The sequence below is a fragment of the Mesorhizobium sp. M2D.F.Ca.ET.226.01.1.1 genome (assembly GCF_004022705.2).
GTDB lineage: Bacteria > Pseudomonadota > Alphaproteobacteria > Rhizobiales > Rhizobiaceae > Mesorhizobium.
Window position 1 is genome coordinate 229316 of the sequence record NZ_RZOY02000005.1, and the last position, 19338, is coordinate 248653.

General features: G+C 62.6%; 23 protein-coding genes. 22 read left to right on the forward strand and 1 reads right to left on the reverse strand.

What is annotated here, in order from left to right:
• Nucleotides 1-17: 17 nt before the first annotated feature.
• The 8 genes from coaD (at nucleotide 18) to EN869_RS13780 (ending at nucleotide 5405) form a co-directional block, all read left to right on the forward strand.
• Nucleotides 18-518 (forward strand): pantetheine-phosphate adenylyltransferase, encoded by a 501-nt coding sequence (coaD, locus tag EN869_RS13745; protein WP_127226217.1) that lies wholly within the window; start codon nucleotides 18-20, stop codon nucleotides 516-518.
• A gap of 126 nt (nucleotides 519-644) precedes the next feature.
• Nucleotides 645-1142, forward strand: coding sequence for a peptidylprolyl isomerase (locus EN869_RS13750; RefSeq protein ID WP_245489429.1), 498 nt, complete (start codon nucleotides 645-647; stop codon nucleotides 1140-1142).
• A 31-nt stretch (nucleotides 1143-1173) separates the two neighbouring features.
• Nucleotides 1174-1686 (forward strand): peptidylprolyl isomerase, encoded by a 513-nt coding sequence (locus EN869_RS13755; RefSeq protein ID WP_040987166.1) that lies wholly within the window; start codon nucleotides 1174-1176, stop codon nucleotides 1684-1686.
• Nucleotides 1687-1695: 9 nt separating this feature from the next.
• A complete protein-coding gene (locus EN869_RS13760; RefSeq protein ID WP_127226221.1) occupies nucleotides 1696-2145 on the forward strand; it encodes a DMT family transporter in 450 nt (149 codons plus the stop codon).
• Nucleotides 2145-3233, forward strand: coding sequence for a tRNA preQ1(34) S-adenosylmethionine ribosyltransferase-isomerase QueA (queA, locus tag EN869_RS13765; protein ID WP_127226223.1), 1089 nt, complete (start codon nucleotides 2145-2147; stop codon nucleotides 3231-3233). Before EN869_RS13760 ends, queA begins: the two co-directional genes overlap by 1 nt.
• Nucleotides 3223-3492, forward strand: a complete 270-nt coding sequence (locus EN869_RS13770) for a hypothetical protein (protein WP_127226225.1) — start codon at nucleotides 3223-3225, stop codon at nucleotides 3490-3492. The genes queA and EN869_RS13770 overlap by 11 nt, the downstream gene beginning before the upstream one ends.
• Nucleotides 3485-4615, forward strand: coding sequence for a tRNA guanosine(34) transglycosylase Tgt (gene tgt / locus EN869_RS13775; RefSeq protein ID WP_127226227.1), 1131 nt, complete (start codon nucleotides 3485-3487; stop codon nucleotides 4613-4615). Before EN869_RS13770 ends, tgt begins: the two co-directional genes overlap by 8 nt.
• Before the next feature lie 64 nt (nucleotides 4616-4679).
• The gene (locus EN869_RS13780; RefSeq protein ID WP_127226229.1) at nucleotides 4680-5405 is read left to right on the forward strand and encodes an SDR family NAD(P)-dependent oxidoreductase; all 726 of its coding nucleotides are present in this window, start codon (nucleotides 4680-4682) and stop codon (nucleotides 5403-5405) included.
• A 9-nt stretch (nucleotides 5406-5414) separates the two neighbouring features.
• Here the strand turns inward: EN869_RS13780 and EN869_RS13785 are convergent, their stop codons facing one another.
• Complete coding sequence (locus EN869_RS13785; protein ID WP_127226231.1) at nucleotides 5415-5834, reverse strand: DUF4864 domain-containing protein; 420 nt, start codon at nucleotides 5832-5834, stop codon at nucleotides 5415-5417.
• 212 nt (nucleotides 5835-6046) lie between these two features.
• Here EN869_RS13785 and EN869_RS13790 point away from each other — a divergent pair, with 212 nt between their 5' ends.
• The 14 genes from EN869_RS13790 (at nucleotide 6047) to EN869_RS13855 (ending at nucleotide 19281) form a co-directional block, all read left to right on the forward strand.
• A complete protein-coding gene (locus EN869_RS13790) occupies nucleotides 6047-6283 on the forward strand; it encodes an Lrp/AsnC ligand binding domain-containing protein (RefSeq protein WP_112098429.1) in 237 nt (78 codons plus the stop codon).
• A 168-nt stretch (nucleotides 6284-6451) separates the two neighbouring features.
• On the forward strand, nucleotides 6452-7864 hold the full coding sequence (locus EN869_RS13795; protein WP_167498557.1) for a circularly permuted type 2 ATP-grasp protein: 1413 nt from the start codon (nucleotides 6452-6454) through the stop codon (nucleotides 7862-7864).
• A gap of 140 nt (nucleotides 7865-8004) precedes the next feature.
• Nucleotides 8005-8946, forward strand: coding sequence for an alpha-E domain-containing protein (locus EN869_RS13800; RefSeq protein WP_127226233.1), 942 nt, complete (start codon nucleotides 8005-8007; stop codon nucleotides 8944-8946).
• 20 nt (nucleotides 8947-8966) lie between these two features.
• Entirely contained in the window at nucleotides 8967-9761 is a 795-nt protein-coding gene (locus tag EN869_RS13805) for a transglutaminase family protein (RefSeq protein WP_127226235.1), read from the forward strand.
• Between the two features lie 32 nt (nucleotides 9762-9793).
• Nucleotides 9794-10525, forward strand: coding sequence for a peptidase (locus EN869_RS13810; RefSeq protein WP_127226237.1), 732 nt, complete (start codon nucleotides 9794-9796; stop codon nucleotides 10523-10525).
• Between the two features lie 99 nt (nucleotides 10526-10624).
• Entirely contained in the window at nucleotides 10625-12040 is a 1416-nt protein-coding gene (locus EN869_RS13815) for a pyridoxal-dependent decarboxylase (protein WP_127226239.1), read from the forward strand.
• Nucleotides 12041-12253: 213 nt separating this feature from the next.
• The gene (locus tag EN869_RS13820; protein ID WP_127226241.1) at nucleotides 12254-12475 is read left to right on the forward strand and encodes a hypothetical protein; all 222 of its coding nucleotides are present in this window, start codon (nucleotides 12254-12256) and stop codon (nucleotides 12473-12475) included.
• 120 nt (nucleotides 12476-12595) lie between these two features.
• Nucleotides 12596-13363, forward strand: coding sequence for a DeoR/GlpR family DNA-binding transcription regulator (locus EN869_RS13825; RefSeq protein WP_127226243.1), 768 nt, complete (start codon nucleotides 12596-12598; stop codon nucleotides 13361-13363).
• 126 nt (nucleotides 13364-13489) lie between these two features.
• Nucleotides 13490-15016, forward strand: a complete 1527-nt coding sequence (gene glpD / locus EN869_RS13830) for a glycerol-3-phosphate dehydrogenase (RefSeq protein ID WP_127226245.1) — start codon at nucleotides 13490-13492, stop codon at nucleotides 15014-15016.
• 39 nt (nucleotides 15017-15055) lie between these two features.
• Nucleotides 15056-16135, forward strand: a complete 1080-nt coding sequence (locus EN869_RS13835; protein ID WP_127226247.1) for an ABC transporter ATP-binding protein — start codon at nucleotides 15056-15058, stop codon at nucleotides 16133-16135.
• Nucleotides 16136-16145: 10 nt separating this feature from the next.
• Nucleotides 16146-17213 (forward strand): ABC transporter ATP-binding protein, encoded by a 1068-nt coding sequence (locus tag EN869_RS13840; protein WP_127226249.1) that lies wholly within the window; start codon nucleotides 16146-16148, stop codon nucleotides 17211-17213.
• Nucleotides 17214-18080, forward strand: a complete 867-nt coding sequence (locus tag EN869_RS13845; RefSeq protein ID WP_127226251.1) for a sugar ABC transporter permease — start codon at nucleotides 17214-17216, stop codon at nucleotides 18078-18080.
• Nucleotide 18081: 1 nt separating this feature from the next.
• Nucleotides 18082-18990, forward strand: coding sequence for a carbohydrate ABC transporter permease (locus EN869_RS13850; RefSeq protein ID WP_127226253.1), 909 nt, complete (start codon nucleotides 18082-18084; stop codon nucleotides 18988-18990).
• 3 nt (nucleotides 18991-18993) lie between these two features.
• Nucleotides 18994-19281 carry a DUF2160 domain-containing protein gene (locus EN869_RS13855; protein WP_127226255.1) on the forward strand — a complete coding sequence of 96 codons (288 nt, stop codon included), beginning with the start codon at nucleotides 18994-18996 and terminating at the stop codon, nucleotides 19279-19281.
• Nucleotides 19282-19338 lie beyond the last annotated feature (57 nt).

Sequence of the window (19338 nt, forward strand, 5' to 3'; positions counted from 1 at the left end):
CCCGCTAGAAGCCTGCCATGACCGAACGCACCGCCCTCTACGCCGGCTCCTTCGACCCGCTGACCAATGGCCATCTCGATGTGCTGAAAGCCTCGCTGGCGGTGGCCGACACCGTTTATGCGGCAATCGGCATCCATCCCGGCAAGAAGCCATTGTTTTCGTTCGAGGAACGCGTGAAGCTGATCGAGGCCTCGACCAAGGCCGAGTTTGGCAAGGACAGCGGCCGCATCAAGGTCGTTTCCTTCGACGGGCTGGTCATTGAGGCAGCGCGGAAGAACGGCGCCTCGATCATGATCCGGGGCCTGCGCGACGGCACCGACCTGGATTATGAGATGCAGATGGCCGGCATGAACGAGACGATGGCGCCGGCATTGCAGACGGTTTTTCTGCCCGCCAGCCCTTCGGTGCGCACCATTACCGCCACACTCGTGCGCCAGATTGCGTCGATGGGCGGCGACATCCGCCCATTCGTGCCGACGGCTGTTGCCGGCGCGCTCATCGCCAAGTTCACCAAATAGGCCTTTCCGGAGATATCCATGCAGCTGAAGAAGCTCGCTTCGTTCCTTGTCGTGTTCGCCGGCCTTTTCGCGGCATCCCTTTTCTCGGTATCAGGGCCGGCCGTCGCCGCCGACAAGGAAAACACCATGATCATCACGCTGAAGGATGGCGATGTGACCATCGCGCTGCGCCCCGATCTGGCGCCCAAGCATGTCGCGCAGATCAAGAAGCTGGTGCGTGACGGCGCCTATGACAATGTCGCCTTCCACCGCGTCATCGACGGCTTCATGGCGCAGACCGGCGACGTGAAGTTCGGCAACATGAAGAAGGGTTTCAACCCCGAAGCCGTCGGCACCGGCGGTTCCGACCTGCCCGACCTGCCGGCCGAATTCTCGCAGAGCGAGCAGTTCACCCGCGGCGTGGTCGGCATGGCCCGTTCGCAGGATCCGAACTCGGCCAACTCGCAGTTCTTCATCATGTTCGCGCCGGCGCCGAACCTCGATGGCCAGTACACCATCGTCGGAAAGGTGGTCGGCGGTATGGACCTCGTCGGCAAGATCAAGAAGGGCGACGAGGCCGACAACGGAACCGTCACCGACCCCGACAGCATGATCAAGGTTCGCATCGCCGCCGACGGCAAATAACACCCCTCAATTTTCAAAAAGGATTTCTGACATGGCTGAGATCAAGGACCGCGAGAACGCGCTCATCATGGAAACGACCAAGGGCCAGGTCGTCATCGAAATGTATCCCGAGCTGGCGCCGGGCCACGTCGCCCGCATCAAGGAGCTGGCGCGGGAAGGCGCCTATGACGGCGTGGTGTTCCACCGCGTCATCGACGGCTTCATGGCGCAGACCGGCGACGTCAAGTTCGGCAATTCCTCCAAGCCGACCTATGCGCCGTCACGCGCGGGCATGGGCGGGTCGGACAAGCCTGACCTCAAGGCCGAGTTCTCAAACGCCAATCACGGCCGCGGCGCCTGCTCGATGGCGCGCGCCCAGAACCCGAATTCGGCGAATTCGCAGTTTTTCATCTGCTTCGATGACGCTGCCTTCCTCAACCGCCAGTACACGGTCTGGGGCCAAGTCATCGAAGGCATGGAGAATGTCGACAAGATCAAGCGCGGCGAGCCGGTGCAGGATCCCGACAAGATCGTGTCGCTGAAGGTCGCGGCAGACGTCAAGTAAAGGCGGAACATGATGGGCGCAGTCTGGTCCCTGCTTGGCATCTTGTCCGGTGCCTTTATCGCCGTCCAGGCGCCGATCAATTCGCAGCTGGCGCGCGGCCTCGGCCTTCCCGTGGCCGCCGCCGCGTTCTCCTTCCTGTCGGGCGCCATCGTCCTTGGCATCATTGCCTTCGCCGTGGTGCGGCTGCAGGGTATCTCGCTCGACTGGAAGGCGCCGGCCCCCTGGCTGTTCATCGCCGGCGGCATGCTCGGCGGCTTCTATGTCACGCTGTCGACCATCCTCACGCCGCGCATCGGCGCGGCGGCGCTTATGGCCTTCCTGGTCGCCGGGCAGCTGCTCGCCGGCATGCTGATCGATCGCGCCGGCTTCCTTGGCGTGGCGGTGCGCGAAATCTCGTTTGGCCGCGTCGCCGGCGCCGTGCTGCTTCTTGCCGGGGCGCTGCTCATCCGGCTGTTCTGATGCGTGTCGACCTGTTCGACTTCGACCTGCCGGAGGAGCGCATTGCGCTTCGCCCGGCGGAACCGCGCGACAGCGCCAGGCTGCTGGTCGTCAAGCCAGGCGAGATGCTGCAGGACCGGATCGTCAGCGAATTGCCGTCGATGCTTCGCGAAGGCGACGTGCTGGTGTTCAACGACACCAAAGTCATCCCGGCGCAGTTGAAAGGCATGCGCAAGCGCGGCGATGCGGTGGCGCAGGTCGAGGCGACGCTGCATATGCGCGTGGCGCCGGACCGCTGGCAGGCCTTCATGCGGCCGGGCAAGCGCGTCGCCGCCGGCGACCGTATCCATTTCGGCCATGACCAGAACTCCTGCTTCCTCGGCCAGCTCGACGCCAGGGTGCTCGAGAAAGGCGAGGCGGGCGAAGCGCTGCTCGGCTTCGACCTTTCCGGGCCGTTCCTCGATGAGGCGCTGCATGCCGTCGGCCACATTCCGCTGCCGCCCTATATCGCCTCGAAGCGCGACGATGACGAGCGCGACCGCACCGACTACCAGACCATCTATGCCAGGGAAGAGGGCGCCGTCGCTGCCCCCACTGCCGGGCTGCATTTCACCCCGGCGCTGTTTGCCGCGCTCGACGCCAAGGGCATCGAGCGCCGCTTCGTCACGCTGCATGTCGGCGCCGGCACTTTCCTGCCGGTGAAGGCCGACGACACGGCCGACCACAAGATGCATGCCGAGACGGGCTCGGTAAGCCCGGAGACGGCGGCGGCGCTTAACGCGGCCAAGGCGCGGGGAGGGCGGATCATCTGCGTCGGCACGACATCGCTGCGCCTGCTGGAGAGCGCTGCGCGCGACGACGGCAGGATAGAGCCCTGGTCCGGACCGACCGACATCTTCATCACGCCCGGCTACCGCTTCCGCACAGCCGACATGCTGATGACCAATTTCCATCTGCCGCGCTCGACGCTGTTCATGCTGGTCTCTGCCTTCAGCGGGCTGGAGACGATGCGCTCGGCCTATGCGCATGCCATTGAGAGCCGCTACAGATTCTACTCCTATGGCGACGCCAGCCTGCTTTATCGAGCGGAGACGTGCGATGGACGATGATCTCGACGGCATGGACCGCGATAGGCTGATCGCGGAAGTGAAGAAGTTGCGCGCCGGCATCCGCGCGCATCGCGATGCGACCGGACACGATCTGTGCTGGCATCACCCGGATCTCTGGGAGCTTTTGCCGGAAAAGACCGAGCCTGCGATCGCCGTGCCGCCATGGCCGAAATTCATGCGCGGCTGCATCCGCTATCGGCAGTCGCTCGACGAGCAGGCGCCAGGCACGCCGGTGCACGACAAGGAATTCAATGGCTGAGACTTTTTCTTTCAAGGTGCTGGCCAGCGACGGCAAGGCCAGGCGCGGCCTTGTCTCGATGCCGCGCGGCGAAATCCGCACGCCGGCCTTCATGCCGGTCGGCACCGGCGGCACCGTCAAGGCCATGTATATGGACCAGGTGCGCGGCGTCGGCGCCGACATCATTTTGGGCAACACCTACCACCTGATGCTGCGTCCGGGCGCCGAACGTGTGGCAAGGCTTGGCGGCCTGCACGAGTTCGCGCGCTGGCCGCATCCGATCCTGACCGACAGCGGCGGCTTCCAGGTCATGTCGCTGTCCAAGCTCAGGAAGCTCACCGAACAGGGCGTCACCTTCCGCTCGCATATCGACGGCGCGCCCTACGAAATGTCGCCGGAGCGGTCGATCGAGATCCAGGGGCTGCTCGATTCCGACATCCAGATGCAGCTCGACGAATGTACAGCACTGCCGGCCAAGCCGAAGGAGATCGAGCGCGCCATGGAACTGTCGCTGCGCTGGGCAGAGCGCTGCAAGACGGCCTTCGGCGACCAGCCGGGCAAGGCGATGTTCGGCATCGTCCAGGGCGGCGACAGCGCGCCGATGCGCGTGCGTTCGGCGCAGGCGCTCAAGGCGATGGACCTGAAGGGCTATGCCGTCGGCGGGCTGGCGGTCGGCGAACCGCAATCGGTGATGCTGGAGATGCTCGACATCACCTGCCCGGAACTGCCGGCGAACAAGCCGCGCTACCTGATGGGCGTCGGAACGCCCGACGATATCCTGAAATCGGTTGCGCGCGGCATCGACATGTTCGACTGCGTGATGCCCACGCGCGCCGGCCGCCATGGCCTCGCCTACACGCGGCGCGGCAAGGTCAATCTCAGGAATGCCCGCCACGCCGACGATCCGCGGCCGCTCGACGAGGAAAGCGACTGCCCGGCGGCGCGCGACTATTCGCGCGCTTATCTGCATCACCTGGTGCGCTCGCAGGAGTCGCTCGGCGCCATGCTTTTGACCTGGAACAACCTGTCCTACTATCAGAAACTGATGCAGGACATCCGGGCGGCTATCGAGGCGCAGGCTTTTGAAGCGCGCGCCGCCGAGATCACCGAGGGCTGGGCGAGGGGCGATATCCCGGCGATCTAGCTGTTGGTCCTGCCGATTGACGGACGTTCTGCCATAGAGCAGGGTCATGTCTCGGGGATCAGCCATGGCTGTGACATTCGACTTTGCCGGCAAGACGGCGATCGTGACCGGTGGATCGAGGGGCATCGGCAAGGCCGTCGCCACGCAGCTGGCGCGGTCGGGATGCGACGTCTGGATATGGGATGCCGATCCAGCGCCAGTCGACGGAGCCCGCAGCCAGACGGTCGATGTAACCAAGGCAGGCGATATCGGAAATGCCCTGAGCGAAGTGATCGCCCAGAGCGGCCGGGTCGATATTCTCGTCAACAATGCGGGCTATCTCGGCCCATATCGCAGCTTCGAAGCCTTCGAGCCGGCCGAGTGGCAGCGCATCATCGGAGTCAATCTCATCGGGACGTTCGAGGTTACCCACCAGGTTCTGCCGGTGATGCGCAAGGCCGGCACAGGCCGTATCGTCAATATGGGATCTCTGGCAGGCAAGGAGGGGTTACCGAAGCTGGCCGCCTATTCGGCGGCGAGCGCGGGCATCATCTCCTTCACCAAAGCCTTGTCGCGCGAAGTGAACGACACCGATATTCGAGTCAATTGTGTCGCGCCCGGGCCGATCGATACCGAGCTTATCAGGCGACTTGGCAATGAAGTCGTCAGCGACATGATCGGTGCCAGTCCGCTGAAGCGCCTTGGGGCCGTGGAGGAGGTCGCGGCGCTGGTGCTCTGGCTTTGCTCCGATGCCGTCAGTTTCAACACAGGCGCGGTATTCGACATGTCGGGCGGCAGGGCACGCTACTGAAAAGCTGCTTTATGTGCTGACCGAGGTCGAGGCGCGCAGGCTGCAGCCGGTGATCTTGAAACTGCCGTCCGCCTGCTGCTGCAGAGTATAGACCGCCTCGTAGTCCTTGCCGTCCGGTCCGACGATCAGCACCTGCTGGATAATCGAACCCGGTCCGGTCTCTTCGACCTTGCCGAAGGAATAGGATTGCGGCTTGCGCACCGGCGCGTAGCCGTTCGTCACCATGTTCATGAAGGTGTCGACGGTGGGGAAGATCTGCTTCACATTCGGCGCGGCGAAACTGTAGGCGGCGGCGCCGTCATTGGCGATGAAAGCCTTCAGCTGGCTGTCGATGACCGTTTGCGCGGCCTTGATCTCGGCATCGCCCGCAAAGGCGAGCGAAACCAGGAACATTGGAATGAATGCGAATGCGAACAGTGCGCGGCGCATGATGTGCCTCCCGTAATTCGCTTGGCGAACGCAATCTAACATACGCAGCGCGGGTTGGCGTGGTTTCACCCGGCTGAGAAGATTTTGCTTTCACGAGCTACGAGGCAGTGATTGACGCCTCCTCAGGGCCTGTGCCCCGTAATGCTTGAAAGCGGGGCGGCAGTCTGCCACAAGGGCCGCTTACTTGCGTCGAAGGCTGGCAGGACCGGGCAATGAAGGCATTTTTCGTGCAGATTAAATGCGATCTGGGCAAGTCCTATGAGGTCGCAAGCGCGCTCGCCGATGCCGAGATCGCCTCCGAGATCTACTCGACCGCCGGCAATTTCGACCTGCTCGCCAAATTCTATATCGACGACGAGGAAGACGTCGGCCACTTCGTCAACGAGCGGGTACAGATTCTGCCGGGAATCAAGGACACCTTCACCATCGTCACCTTCCGGGCGTTCTGACCGGCCGGGCGATGCCCCGCCGGCAAGCAGCGGCTGACCCGACCTTGCCGCCTGTGCCTTAAATTTAGGCAATTTGCATAGAGTGGCCGTCACGGCCTCCTAAATCATCGATTGCGCTTGATTTTCTCCGGCGAGGCCAGTGAAATGGCCTCATAGGGGAGTACACGATTGGCAGCGTTCGACGAAATGCTTCCGGAAGTTTCCGGATTGAGAAGACCTTATGAGGCTTACGATCGCTGGCTGAAGGAGCAGGATCCAGCCAGGCTTACCGAGAAAATGCAGGACGCCGAGCGCGTCTTCCGCAAGACCGGCATTACCTTTGCCGTCTACGGCGAGCAGGAGGCTTCCGAGCGGCTGATTCCCTTCGATATCGTGCCGCGTATCCTTTCCGGCCAGGAATGGCGCCGGCTGACGCAAGGCATCGAGCAGCGCGTGCAGGCGCTGAATGCGTTTCTCGATGACATCTACCACCGCCAGGAGATCCTGCGTGCCGGGCGCGTGCCCAAGGACCTGGTGGCGAAGAACGAGGCCTTCCTGCCCGAGATGATCGGTGTCAGGCCGCCGGCCGGCGTCTACACCCATATCATCGGCGTCGACATCGTGCGCATCTCCGAGAACGAGTTCTACGTTCTGGAGGACAATGCCCGCACGCCGTCGGGTGTCTCCTATATGCTGGAGAACCGCGAGACGATGATGCAGCTCTTTCCGGAGCTGTTCCAGAAGATCAAGGTGCGACCGGTCGAGAACTACCCGCAGCTTCTGCGCCAGTCGTTGGCAGCGGTGCGGCCGCAAAGCACCAAGGGTGCGCCGACCATCGCGGTGCTGACGCCGGGTTCCTACAACTCGGCCTATTTCGAGCACGCCTTCCTCGCCGATCAGATGGGCGTGCAGCTCGTCGAGGGGCAGGATCTGCGCGTCGTCGACGGCCACGTCGCGATGCGCACGACCGAAGGCTACAAGCAGATCGACGTGCTCTACCGGCGCGTCGACGACGCCTTCCTCGATCCGCTGACCTTCCGCCCGGATTCCGCGCTTGGCGTGCCCGGCATCATGGATGTCTACCGCGCCGGCAATATTACCATCGCCAACGCGCCGGGCACCGGAATTGCCGACGACAAGGCGATCTATTCATACATGCCGGAGATCGTCGAATTCTACACCGGCCGCAAGGCTATCCTCGGCAATATCCCGACCTGGCGCTGCTCGGAGCCGGACAGCCTCAAATATGTGCTCGAGCACATCCATGAACTCGTCATCAAGGAAGTGCACGGCTCCGGCGGCTACGGCATGCTGGTCGGCCCGGCGGCGACCAAGAAGGAATGCCAGGAGTTCGCCAAGAAGCTGCAGGCAAAACCTTCCAATTACATCGCCCAGCCGACGTTGGCGCTGTCGACCTGCCCGATCCTGACCGAGAAGGGCCTGTCGCCGCGCCATGTCGACCTGAGGCCGTATGTGCTGGTCTCGGATCGCATCCAGATCGTGCCGGGTGGCCTCACGCGTGTCGCCCTCAAAGAGGGTTCTCTGGTGGTCAATTCCTCACAGGGCGGCGGCACCAAAGACACTTGGGTATTGGATGATTGAATGAGTGAGTAGGGAATAGGCAGTAGTCAGTAGTCAGCAGTGAAGTATAGGGGACAGGGAAATGCCATATTCCGTTGAGATTCAAATGCTTACTATTCCCTACTCACTATTCCCTACTCACTAGCCCGAAGGGCGTTCCCATGCTTCTTGGCCGCACCGCCAACGGTCTTTACTGGATGAACCGCTATATCGAGCGGGCCGAAAACATGGCGCGCCTGGTCGATGCCGGATTGCGCATGGCGCTGACCCGCACGCAGAGCGCGTCGGAGGAGTGGAATTCGGTGCTGCTCAGCGCCGGATCCGACGTCGCCTTCAGCCAGAAATACCAGGACTACACCGCCGCCAACGTCTCCGACTTCCTGTTGCGCGACACCTCGAACCCGTCGAGCACGATGTCGTCGATCGAGACGGCGCGCAACAATGCCCGCATGGTGCGCACGGCGCTGACGCGGGAGACCTGGGAGAGCATCAACGAAGCCTGGATGTCGCTGAAGCGCATGCTGGCGAGGCCGATCGACGAACGCGACCTGCCAACGGTGCTCGACGCCATCAAGCGCGAGACGGCGCTGATCCGCGGCTCGTTCTACGGCACGATGCTGCGCAACGAGATTTTCGATTTCTCGCAGCTCGGAACCTATGTCGAACGCGCCGACAACACGGCGCGCATCCTCGACGTGAAATATTATGTGCTCTTACCTTCGCTGTCCTGGGTCGGCTCGACGCTGGACAACTACCAATGGGAGTCGATCCTGCGCTCGGTGTCGGCGCACCGCTCCTATCGCTGGGTTTATGAAGCCGACTATAAGCCGACGAATATTGCCGACTATCTTATCCTTAATGTGCGCATGCCGCGGTCGCTGACCTTCTGCTACCGCTTCCTCGGCGAGCATCTGAAATTCCTCGCCGACGACTACGGCGAGCGCCATGCATGCCACGGCACGGCCGAGAGGACCCAGGCGATGCTCAAGCGGGGCTCGATCAAGGACATATTCGATCACGGCCTGCACGAGTTCCTGGCCGAGTTCATTCGCGATAACACTAGGCTGGGTGACGAGATCGCCCAGGATTACCGGTTCTACTGAGTAAGCTGAGGGCGGGCGTTATGCGGCTCAAGATCTCCCATCGCACCGAGTACCATTACGACGCGCCGGTGCAGTATCTGCTGCAAAGGCTGCGCTTGCTGCCTTCCAGCGGGCGCACGCAGACCGTCGACTCATGGGCGATCAAGGTGGAAGGCGCGCGCGAGGAGGTTCGCTTTACCGACCATTTCGGCAACGAGACGCGGCTGTTGAGCGCCGAGAGCGGCCACAGCACGATCGTCGTCGAGGCGGCGGGCGAGGTGACGACGCATGACACGGCGGGCGTAACGGGTCCGCATCAGGGCTACGCGCCGCTTTGGCTGTTCGCACAGCAAACCCCGCTCACCGCCGCCGGCAAGGGGATACGTGAATTGGCCGGCACGGTCGGGCAGGGCACCGAAATCGAGCGGCTGCACGCGCTGATGGGCGCGATCCGCGAACGTGTTGCCTACAGACCGGGCACGACCAGCGTCGTAACGCCGGCGGAGGAGGCGCTGGCGCTGAAATCCGGCGTGTGCCAGGACCACAGCCACATCTTCATCGCCGCGGCAGGCGTCCTTGGCTTTCCCGCCCGCTATATCAGCGGCTATCTGATGATGGATGCAACTGTCGAGCAGGCGGCGAGCCATGCCTGGGCCGAGGCCTATGTCGTCGGGCTCGGCTGGGTTGCCTTCGATCCCGCAAACGGGATCTCTCCCGACGAACGCTACGTGCGGGTGGCGATGGGTCGCGACTATCGCGATGCCTCGCCGGTGTCGGGGATACTGCTGGGACAGGCGCAAGAGAAGCTTGCCGTCACCGTCACGGTAGAGCAGTAATTTCCGACGGGATTCGCTGCTAAAGAAGAATCATGACCTATTGCGTCGGCCTCAAGATCGATCGCGGGCTCGTGTTCATGTCGGACACGCGCACCAATGCCGGCATGGATTCGATCTCGACCTTCAAGAAGATGCACATCTGGGAAGAGCCGGGCGAACGCGTCATCGTGCTGATGTCTGCAGGCAACCTTGCCACCACGCAAGCCGTGGTCAGCCTGCTCGACGAACGAAACAAGACCGTTAGTGACCGCCATCCCAAGCTGCTCGAGACGCCGTCCATGTACCAGACGGTGCGGCTGGTCGGCGACACGGTCAAGGAAGTCATCGAACATGCCTCGCCGAACGGCGACAAAGCGGATTCCTACTTCAATGCCTCCTTCATCCTGGGCGGCCAGATCAAGGGCAGCCCGCCCAGGCTGTTCATGATCTACCCGGAAGGCAATTTCATCGAGTCGACCGACGACACTCCTTTCTTCCAGATCGGCGAGACGAAATACGGCAAGCCGATCATCATCCGTGCCTATGACCGGACAATGGGCCTTGCCGAGACGGTGAAGCTGCTTCTGGTGTCGTTCGATTCGACGCTGAAATCCAACCTCTCGGTCGGGCTGCCGCTCGATCTGCTGTTCCTGGAACAGGACAGCTTCAAGGTCGGGCTCAACAGGCGCATCGGCCACGACGATCCCTATTACCGCACCGTCTCTGATGGCTGGTCGAGCGCCTTGAAGGCGGCCTTTGCCAGCCTGCCGGACTTCCCCGGTTAGGGGCCGCATTCGCGGTCGGTTGCGTGCTTATAATTAACATGTTAATTAATATCAAAAGCTAGCTTGCCGGCCGCATTGAGGCTGGGCTCGGGAGGATAGATGGACAACGAGATGTTCCGCGACTGGTCGAGGCGGGCGGCCGATTGGGGTGTCGATTACCGCGCTGGCCTGCGCGACCGCCCCGTGCGGCCGGCCATCGCGCCGGGCGAGATCTTCAGGAGCATCGAGGCCTCGCCACCCGAATTGCCCGAACCGATGGAAAAGATCTTCGCCGATTTCGAAGCCAAGATCGTGCCGGGCATGACGCATTGGCAGCATCCGCGCTTCTTCGCCTATTTCCCCGCCAATGCGGCGCCGGTCTCGGTCGTGGCGGAATATCTGGTCTCGGCGATGGCCGCGCAATGCATGCTGTGGCAGACCTCGCCGGCGGCGACCGAACTCGAGATGCGCATCGTCGACTGGATGCGCCAGGCGCTCGGCCTGCCGGAAGGCTTTTCCGGCGTCATCCAGGATTCGGCTTCGTCGGCGACGCTTGCCGCGGTGCTTACCATGCGGGAGCGGGCGCTCGACTGGCAGGGCAACAAAAAGGGCCTGGTCGGGCAGGGCAAGCTGCGCGTCTATTCCTCAGACCAGGTCCATACCTCGATCGACCGCGCCATCTGGGTTTCCGGCATCGGCGAGGACAACCTCGTCCGCATCCCGGTCAGCGGCCGCTTCCGCGCCATGGATACCGCGGCGCTGGAGGCCGCGATCATCGCCGATCGCAATGCCGGCCTGCTGCCGGCCGGCATAATCGCCTGCGTCGGCGGCACCAGCACCGGCGGAACGGACGACATCGAGGCGGTGGCCGCAGTCGCGAAGCGGCATGGGCTTTACCTGCATGTCGACGCCGCTTGGGCCGGATCGGCGATGATCTGCCCGGAATACCGGCATTTCTGGGCCGGAGTCGAAGGCGCCGATTCCATCGTCTTCAACCCACATAAGTGGCTGGGCGCGCAATTCGACTGTTCCATCCAGTTCGTGCGCCAGCCGGAAGACCTGGTGCGCACGCTGGCCATCAAGCCGGATTATCTGAAGACGCGCGGCCATGACGGCATCATCAACTATTCCGAATGGTCGGTGCCGCTCGGCCGCCGCTTCCGCGCGCTGAAACTCTGGTTCCTGGTGCGCGCCCATGGCCTCGAAGGCCTGCGCAATATGATCCGCAACCACGTCGCCTGGAGCGAGGGACTCGCCGTGCGGCTCGGCAAGGAAGCGGATTTCGAGCTCGTCAGCGAGCCGATGCTGTCGCTGTTTTCGTTCCGGCACCGGGCGCCGTCGGGCACTGATCCGGACGAGCACAATCTGCGCCTGGTCGACGCGATCAACACCGATGGCCGGATCTATCTCACGCAGACGCGGGTCGACGGGCGGGTCGCCATCCGTTTCCAGGCGGGCCAGTTCGAATCGACGGCCGCGGATGTCGATGCGGCCTTCAATGTCATCCGCGAATGTGCAAGATCGCTCGCATCCTGAGATAGCTGCCGAAACGCGGCCGGGGGAGAAGATCGTGACTGCCCGCGAAGAGACAGCGCAAAACCTGACCGGTGTCTGGAACGGCCGCTATTTCTATCCGCGCGAACTGGCGCCGGTCTCCTTCGTCGCGACACTGTTCGAGACGACATCCGGCTTGACGGGAACGACGCACGAACCGGCCGGTCTGGCCACCAGCGCCTTGCGCTATGCACCTTGGAGGGACGACGCGACGGCAGCGCGGTCGCTTTCGTCAAGACCTACACCAATGCCGGATCGAACGCGCACCCGATCGACTACAGCGGCCGCCTGAATGGCGATGCCACTGAGATCGAAGGCATTTGGCGCATCCGCGGGAACTGGTCCGGCAAGTTCCTGATGATCCGCGCACCGGGCAAGGCCGTTTCGGTCGAACGCAAGGTGGCGCAGCGCGTCTGATACCCGATACCAGTGGCGTTTTGCTTGCGCTCGTCCTCGAATTCATTAGCCGGCCGCTTGCCTTTTCTACGCTTTCGTTTTTCGGTATAGACGAGAAAAACGAAAACGGGAGAACGCGCGATGTTTCTTTCGCCGCGCCATGCAGAAATCATCCAGATGGCGAAAGACCACGGCCGGGTTCTTGTCGATGACCTGGCCACGCATTTCAATGTAACGCCGCAGACTATCCGCAAGGACCTCAACGATCTATGCGATCAGCGCCTGCTCACCCGCATCCATGGTGGCGCGCTGTTTCCGTCCGGCATCGAGAACATGGAGTATGAGGCGCGACGCAAGATTGCCGCCGACGAAAAGGAGGCGATCGGCGGCGCGGCGGCGCGGCTGATCCCGGACAATGCCTCGCTGTTCATCAATATCGGCACCACCACCGAGGCCGTCAGCAAGTCGCTGCTCGACCATAACGGGCTTATGGTCATTACCAATAACATCAATGTTGCCAATAGGATGCGCATCTATCCTTCGATAGAGGTGGTGATCGCCGGTGGCGTCGTGCGCGGCTCCGACGGCGGCATCGTCGGTGAAGCGGCCGTCGATTTCATCCGCCAGTTCAAGGTCGATTACGCGGTGATCGGCGCCTCGGCGATAGACCATGACGGCGCGCTGCTCGACTTCGATTTTCGCGAGGTGAAGGTCGCCCAGGCCATTATCGCCAATGCCCGTCACGTCATTCTGGTCTCCGACCGGACCAAGTTCGAGCGCACCGCGCCGGTTCGGATCGGACATCTTTCGCAGGTGAACACCTTCATCACCGATCGTTGCGAAATCCCGTCGATCCGCCGGATTTGCGAGGAGACCGAGGTTCGGCTGATCGAGACGTCGCTCGAATAGGCCCAAATCACGGCTGTTTCACACAGCTTCGATATTTCGTTTGACATTCGCTTTGAGTTCGAAATAATTCCGTCACGGTTTCGTAAAACACAAAAATGGTGCAATGCGAAATCGTTGGAGGAAACTTTGGACGCATCTCCGATCCATGACATCTTCGTCATCGGCGGCGGCATCAATGGCTGCGGCATAGCCCGCGACGCCGTTGGTCGCGGATTTTCGGTCTTCTTGGCAGAGATGAACGATCTCGCCAGCGGAACCTCGTCTGGCTCGACCAAGCTCATCCATGGCGGCCTGCGCTATCTCGAATTCTACGAGTTCCGCCTGGTGCGCGAAGCGCTGATGGAGCGCGAGGTTCTATGGAAGAACGCGCCGCACATCATCTGGCCGATGCGCTTCGTTTTGCCTTACGCCAAGGGCCTCAGGCCCGCCTGGCTGATCCGGCTTGGGCTGTTCCTCTACGACCATATCGGCGGGCGCAAGCTGCTGCCGGCGACGAAGACGCTGGACATGGGCAACGACCCCGCCGGCAAGCCGCTGAAGCCATTGTTTCAGAAGGCTTTCGAATATTCCGATGGTTGGGTGAACGACGCGCGCCTCGTGGCGTTGAACGCCCGCGATGCCGCCGACCGCGGCGCCATTATCCGCACCCGCACCAAGGTCGTCAGCGCGCGGCGCGACGGTTCGATCTGGACCGTCAAGCTGCAGAACGTGCTCACCGGTGAAACCGAAGAGGTTCGCGCCCGGCTTCTGGTCAACGCAGCCGGGCCTTGGGTCGATCACGTGCTGCAGACCGCCGTCGGCCAGAACGAAGTCCACAATGTCCGCCTCGTGCAGGGCAGCCACATCGTGATAGCCAAGAAGTTCGACGATCCGCGTGCCTATTTCTTCCAGAACAAGGATGGCCGCATCATCTTCGCCATTCCCTACGAGGAAGAGTTCACGCTGATCGGCACCACCGATCGCGATTATCCCGGCGATCCGCATGAGGTGAAGATCTCCGATACCGAGATCGATTATTTGTGCGCCGCGGCAAGCGAGTATTTCGCGCAGCCCGTGAAGCGCTCCGACATCGTCTGGACCTATTCGGCGGTGCGCCCGCTCTATGACGACGGCGCCTCCAAGGCGCAGGAGGCGACGCGCGACTATGTGCTGAAGGCCGAGGGCGGGGAGGGCGCGGCCCCGTTGGTCAACGCCTTCGGCGGTAAGATCACGACCTTCCGCCGGCTGGCGGAATCGATGCTGGAGAAGATCGAAGGGTTCCTCGGCAAGCGCGGCAAGCCGTGGACACATGACGCACCGCTGCCGGGCGGCGATTTTCCCGCGACGGGTTTCGATGCCCAGGTCGCCAGGCTGAAGAACACCTATCCGTTCCTCGACCAGCGGCTGGCGCGCCGCCTCACCCGGCTTTACGGCACGCGCGCGCAAAAGCTGCTCGGGCTCGCCAAGTCGAATGCCGATCTCGGCCGCAACTTCGGCGCCGATCTTTTCGAGGCGGAAGTCCGCTATCTCGTCGAGAACGAATGGGCGGTCACCGCCGAGGACGTGTTGTGGCGCCGCACCAAGCGCGGCCTGCATTTGAGCCGCGAGCAGGCGGCGGCGCTGGAGGAATTCATGCGCGGACTGGGAAACCGTCACGTCGCGGCGGCGGAATGAGGATCGGCCGCTGATGCGCAAGGCCTGGGAGGAGGCGTGATGCTGGAACTGAGGAATGTGACGAAGACGGTCGGCGCGCAGGAGCAAATCCGCGACGTGTCGCTGACGCTTCAGCACGGTTCGCTGAACGTCCTGCTGGGGCCGACGCTTTCCGGCAAGACCAGCCTGATGCGGCTGATGGCCGGCCTCGATGCGCCGACTTCCGGCTCGGTCTGGTTCGACGGCAAGGACGTGACCGGGCAGCCGGTGCAGAAGCGCAACGTCGCCATGGTCTACCAGCAGTTCATCAACTACCCGGCGATGACCGTCTACGAAAACATCGCCTCGCCGCTTCGCGTGGCAGGCGTCGAGCAGGCCAGGATCGACAAGGAAGTGCGCAACGCGGCGGCGCTTTTGAAGCTGACGCCCTATCTCGACCGCACGCCGCTCAACCTCTCGGGCGGCCAGCAGCAGCGCACGGCGCTTGCCCGCGCCATCGTCAAGAATGCCAGCCTTGTGCTGCTCGACGAGCCTTTGGCCAATCTCGACTACAAGCTGCGCGAGGAATTGCGCGCCGAATTGCCGAAGATCTTTGCCGCTGCCGGCACCATCTTCGTCTATGCCACCACCGAACCGCATGAAGCGCTGCTGCTGAGCGGCAACACGGCGACACTTTCGGAGGGCCGCGTCACCCAGTTCGGGCCGACCGTCGAGGTGTTCCGCAAGCCGGTCGACCTGGTGACGGCAAGGACGTTTGCCGATCCGCCTCTCAACACCATCGTGCTGTCCAAGAAAGGATCGGACTTCCTGCTCGAAGGCGGCGTGAAGCTGCCGGTGCCGCCCGAGCTCGCCGGCATTGCGGACGCGAGCTACACGATCGGCTTCCAGCCGCATCATCTGTCGCTGGAGCGGCCGAACGCGAGCGCCGTACCGGTCAGGGCGAAAGTCACCATCACCGAGATCACCGGCTCGGAAAGTTTCGTCCATCTCGACTTCGCCGATGCGCGCTGGGTGATGCTCGCGCATGGCATCCTCGACTTCGAGGTCGATGACGAGATCGAGGTGTTCATAGACCCACGCCACATCATGGTTTTCGACCAGAACGGCCGCGCCGTGACGGCATCGAAGCTGGCGGCTTGAGGAGCATCAGATGGCGCGCATCGAGGTCAATCACATCCGCCACTCCTACCTGCCCAACCCGCAGAAGGATTCCGATTTCGCGCTGAAGGAGGTGCACCACACCTTCGAGGATGGCGGCGCCTATGCGCTGCTCGGACCGTCCGGTTGCGGCAAGACGACCTTGCTCAACATCATCTCGGGACTACTGCATCCCTCGCACGGCCAGCTTTTGTTCAATGGCCGCGATGTGACCAAGCTGTCGACGCAGGAGCGCAACATCGCGCAGGTGTTCCAGTTCCCGGTCATCTACGACACCATGACCGTCTACGACAATCTGGCCTTCCCGCTGCGCAATCGCCGCGTGCCGGAGACGGACGTCGACCGCAAGGTCCGCGAGACGCTCGACATGATCGATCTCACCTCGCTGGCGAAGAAGAAGGCGCGCGGCCTCACCGCCGACCAGAAGCAGAAGATCTCGCTTGGACGCGGCCTGGTGCGCTCCGACGTCAATGCCATCCTGTTCGACGAGCCGCTCACCGTCATCGATCCGCATATGAAATGGGTGCTGCGCTCGCAGTTGAAGCAGCTGCATCGCCGCTTCGGCTACACCATGGTCTATGTCACGCACGACCAGACCGAGGCGCTGACCTTCGCCGACCGCGTCGTGGTCATGTATGACGGAGAGATCGTCCAGATCGGCACGCCGGCGGAGCTCTTCGAGCGCCCGCGCCACACTTTCGTCGGCTATTTCATCGGCTCGCCGGGCATGAACGTGCTGCCGGTTGCGCTCGAGGGCCGGACGGCAAAGCTCGGCGCGCAGCGTATCGAGCTGCCCGGCGTGCCCAAGGCCGACAACGGCGCCGTCGAACTCGGCATCCGTCCCGAATATGTGGGGCTCGGCCGTGAAGGCATGGCGGTGCAGGTGAGCAAGGTCGAGGATGTCGGGCGCCACAAGGTCGTTCGCGCCAACCTCGAAGGCAAGGAGATCGCGGCCGTCATCGGCGAGGACGACGAGGTTCCGGCCGACCCGAAAGTCCGCTTCGATCCTGCCGGCATCAACATCTATGCCGATTCCTGGCGCGTCGAGATGGGGGCCTAGATGGACAAGACCTGGAACAACAAGGCCTGGTTCCTTGTCCTGCCGGTGCTGGTGCTGGTGGCGTTTTCGGCCGTCATCCCGCTGATGACCGTCGTCAATTATTCGGTGCAGGATACGTTCGGCAACAACGTCTTCTTCTGGGCCGGCACCGAATGGTTCGAGGACCTGCTGCACTCCAATCGCTTCTGGGAAGCGATGGTGCGCAACCTGATCTTCTCCTTCATCATCCTGGCGATCGAAGTGCCACTCGGCATCTTCATTGCGCTCAACATGCCTAAGAAGGGCTGGGGCGTGCCGGTCTGCCTGGTGCTGATGGCGCTGCCGCTGCTGGTTCCGTGGAACGTTGTCGGCACCATCTGGCAGGTCTTCGGCCGCAACGACATCGGCCTGCTCGGCTACTACGTCAACGCGCTCGGCATCGACTACAACTACGTCCAGGACCCGTTCGATGCCTGGGTCACCGTCATCATCATGGATGTCTGGCACTGGACCAGCCTGGTCGTGCTGCTTTGCTATGCCGGCCTGGTTTCCATTCCCGACGCCTTCTACCAGGCGGCCAAGATCGACGGCGCGTCGCGCTGGGCGGTGTTCCGCTACATCCAACTGCCGAAGATGCAGCGCGTGCTGCTGATCGCCGTGCTGCTACGCTTCATGGACTCGTTCATGATCTACACCGAGCCCTTCGTCGTCACCGGCGGCGGTCCCGGCAATTCGACGACCTTCCTGTCGATCGACCTCGTCAAGACGGCGCTCGGCCAGTTCGACCTCGGACCGGCGGCGGCGATGTCGCTGGTCTACTTCCTGATCATCCTGTTGTTGTCATGGGTGTTCTACACCGTGATGACCAACTACGACGCGGAGCGCTGAGATGGCGGGCGCCAACGAGACGACACGCGTGAGCGAAGCGGCGGTCACCGAAGTGGGCAGTGCGCTATCTCAGGACGAGGTGGCGAAGCTGATGCGCCGCCGCGGCGAGGAATCGCGCTGGTGGTGGATCGTGCCGACGATCTACATCATCGTGCTTCTCTTACCGATTTACTGGCTCATCAATATGAGCTTCAAGACCAACCAGGAGATCGTGTCCTCGCTGACGCTGTTTCCGCACGAGCCGACGCTGCGCAACTACAAAATCATCTTCACCGATGCGTCCTGGTATTCGGGCTACATCAATTCAATCACCTATGTGGTTATGAACATGGTGATCTCGGTGACCGTGGCGCTGCCGGCGGCCTACGCCTTCTCGCGCTACCGCTTCCTCGGCGACAAGCACCTGTTCTTCTGGCTGCTGACCAACCGCATGGCGCCGCCGGCGGTGTTCGCGCTGCCGTTCTTCCAGCTCTATTCCGCCTTCGGGCTCATCGACACGCATATCGCGGTGGCGCTGGCGCACTGTCTGTTCAACGTGCCGCTGGCGGTGTGGATCCTCGAAGGCTTCATGTCGGGCGTGCCGAAGGAGATCGACGAGACCGCCTATATCGACGGCTATTCCTTCCCGCGCTTCTTCGTGAAGATCTTCATGCCGCTGATCGCGAGCGGCATCGGCGTCGCCTGCTTCTTCTGCTTCATGTTCTCTTGGGTGGAACTGCTGATCGCGCGCACGCTGACCACGACCGACGCCAAGCCGATCGCCGCCACTATGACGCGCACCGTCTCGGCCGCCGGCATGGACTGGGGCCTGCTCGCCGCCGCCGGCGTGCTGACGCTGATCCCCGGCGCTTTGGTCATCTGGTTCGTCCGTAACTACATCGCCAAGGGCTTCGCCCTGGGGAGGGTGTGATCCATGAATCTCGACTTCTCCTGGATGGCGTGGACCTGGCCGACGGCGGCCTTCTTCATCATCATCGTGCTGATGCTGTTCGGCATGGGCGTGTGGGAATATGTCTCGCCCGGCGGCAATCCGCGCGTCGGCGTACTGCGCTTCGAGACGACGCGCGGCGACCGCCTCTTCGTTTCGCTGCTCGGCAGCGCCTTCATCCATCTCGCTTGGCTGGGTCTGGTTGGACCCAACCTGTGGTGGGCTCTCGCTCTCTCCGTGATCTACGCCATTGGCGTGTTCCGATACGTATAGAGGGGGAAAAGCCGGAGCGGCCGCGTGCTGGCGGCCGCACCGGATCGCACTTGCAAC

Excerpts from the sequence above, each read along its gene's own strand:
- coaD (WP_127226217.1), top strand. The coding sequence starts at position 18 with ATGACCGAACGCACCGCCCTCTACGCCGGCTCCTTCGACCCGCTGACC.
- EN869_RS13750 (WP_245489429.1), top strand. The coding sequence starts at position 645 with ATGATCATCACGCTGAAGGATGGCGATGTGACCATCGCGCTGCGCCCC.
- EN869_RS13755 (WP_040987166.1), top strand. The coding sequence starts at position 1,174 with ATGGCTGAGATCAAGGACCGCGAGAACGCGCTCATCATGGAAACGACC.
- EN869_RS13760 (WP_127226221.1), top strand. The coding sequence starts at position 1,696 with ATGATGGGCGCAGTCTGGTCCCTGCTTGGCATCTTGTCCGGTGCCTTT.
- queA (WP_127226223.1), top strand. The coding sequence starts at position 2,145 with ATGCGTGTCGACCTGTTCGACTTCGACCTGCCGGAGGAGCGCATTGCG.
- EN869_RS13770 (WP_127226225.1), top strand. The coding sequence starts at position 3,223 with ATGGACGATGATCTCGACGGCATGGACCGCGATAGGCTGATCGCGGAA.
- tgt (WP_127226227.1), top strand. The coding sequence starts at position 3,485 with ATGGCTGAGACTTTTTCTTTCAAGGTGCTGGCCAGCGACGGCAAGGCC.
- EN869_RS13780 (WP_127226229.1), top strand. The coding sequence starts at position 4,680 with ATGGCTGTGACATTCGACTTTGCCGGCAAGACGGCGATCGTGACCGGT.
- EN869_RS13785 (WP_127226231.1), bottom strand. The coding sequence starts at position 5,834 with ATGCGCCGCGCACTGTTCGCATTCGCATTCATTCCAATGTTCCTGGTT.
- EN869_RS13790 (WP_112098429.1), top strand. The coding sequence starts at position 6,047 with ATGAAGGCATTTTTCGTGCAGATTAAATGCGATCTGGGCAAGTCCTAT.
- EN869_RS13800 (WP_127226233.1), top strand. The coding sequence starts at position 8,005 with ATGCTTCTTGGCCGCACCGCCAACGGTCTTTACTGGATGAACCGCTAT.
- EN869_RS13805 (WP_127226235.1), top strand. The coding sequence starts at position 8,967 with ATGCGGCTCAAGATCTCCCATCGCACCGAGTACCATTACGACGCGCCG.
- EN869_RS13810 (WP_127226237.1), top strand. The coding sequence starts at position 9,794 with ATGACCTATTGCGTCGGCCTCAAGATCGATCGCGGGCTCGTGTTCATG.
- EN869_RS13815 (WP_127226239.1), top strand. The coding sequence starts at position 10,625 with ATGGACAACGAGATGTTCCGCGACTGGTCGAGGCGGGCGGCCGATTGG.
- EN869_RS13825 (WP_127226243.1), top strand. The coding sequence starts at position 12,596 with ATGTTTCTTTCGCCGCGCCATGCAGAAATCATCCAGATGGCGAAAGAC.
- EN869_RS13835 (WP_127226247.1), top strand. The coding sequence starts at position 15,056 with ATGCTGGAACTGAGGAATGTGACGAAGACGGTCGGCGCGCAGGAGCAA.
- EN869_RS13840 (WP_127226249.1), top strand. The coding sequence starts at position 16,146 with ATGGCGCGCATCGAGGTCAATCACATCCGCCACTCCTACCTGCCCAAC.
- EN869_RS13845 (WP_127226251.1), top strand. The coding sequence starts at position 17,214 with ATGGACAAGACCTGGAACAACAAGGCCTGGTTCCTTGTCCTGCCGGTG.
- EN869_RS13850 (WP_127226253.1), top strand. The coding sequence starts at position 18,082 with ATGGCGGGCGCCAACGAGACGACACGCGTGAGCGAAGCGGCGGTCACC.
- EN869_RS13855 (WP_127226255.1), top strand. The coding sequence starts at position 18,994 with ATGAATCTCGACTTCTCCTGGATGGCGTGGACCTGGCCGACGGCGGCC.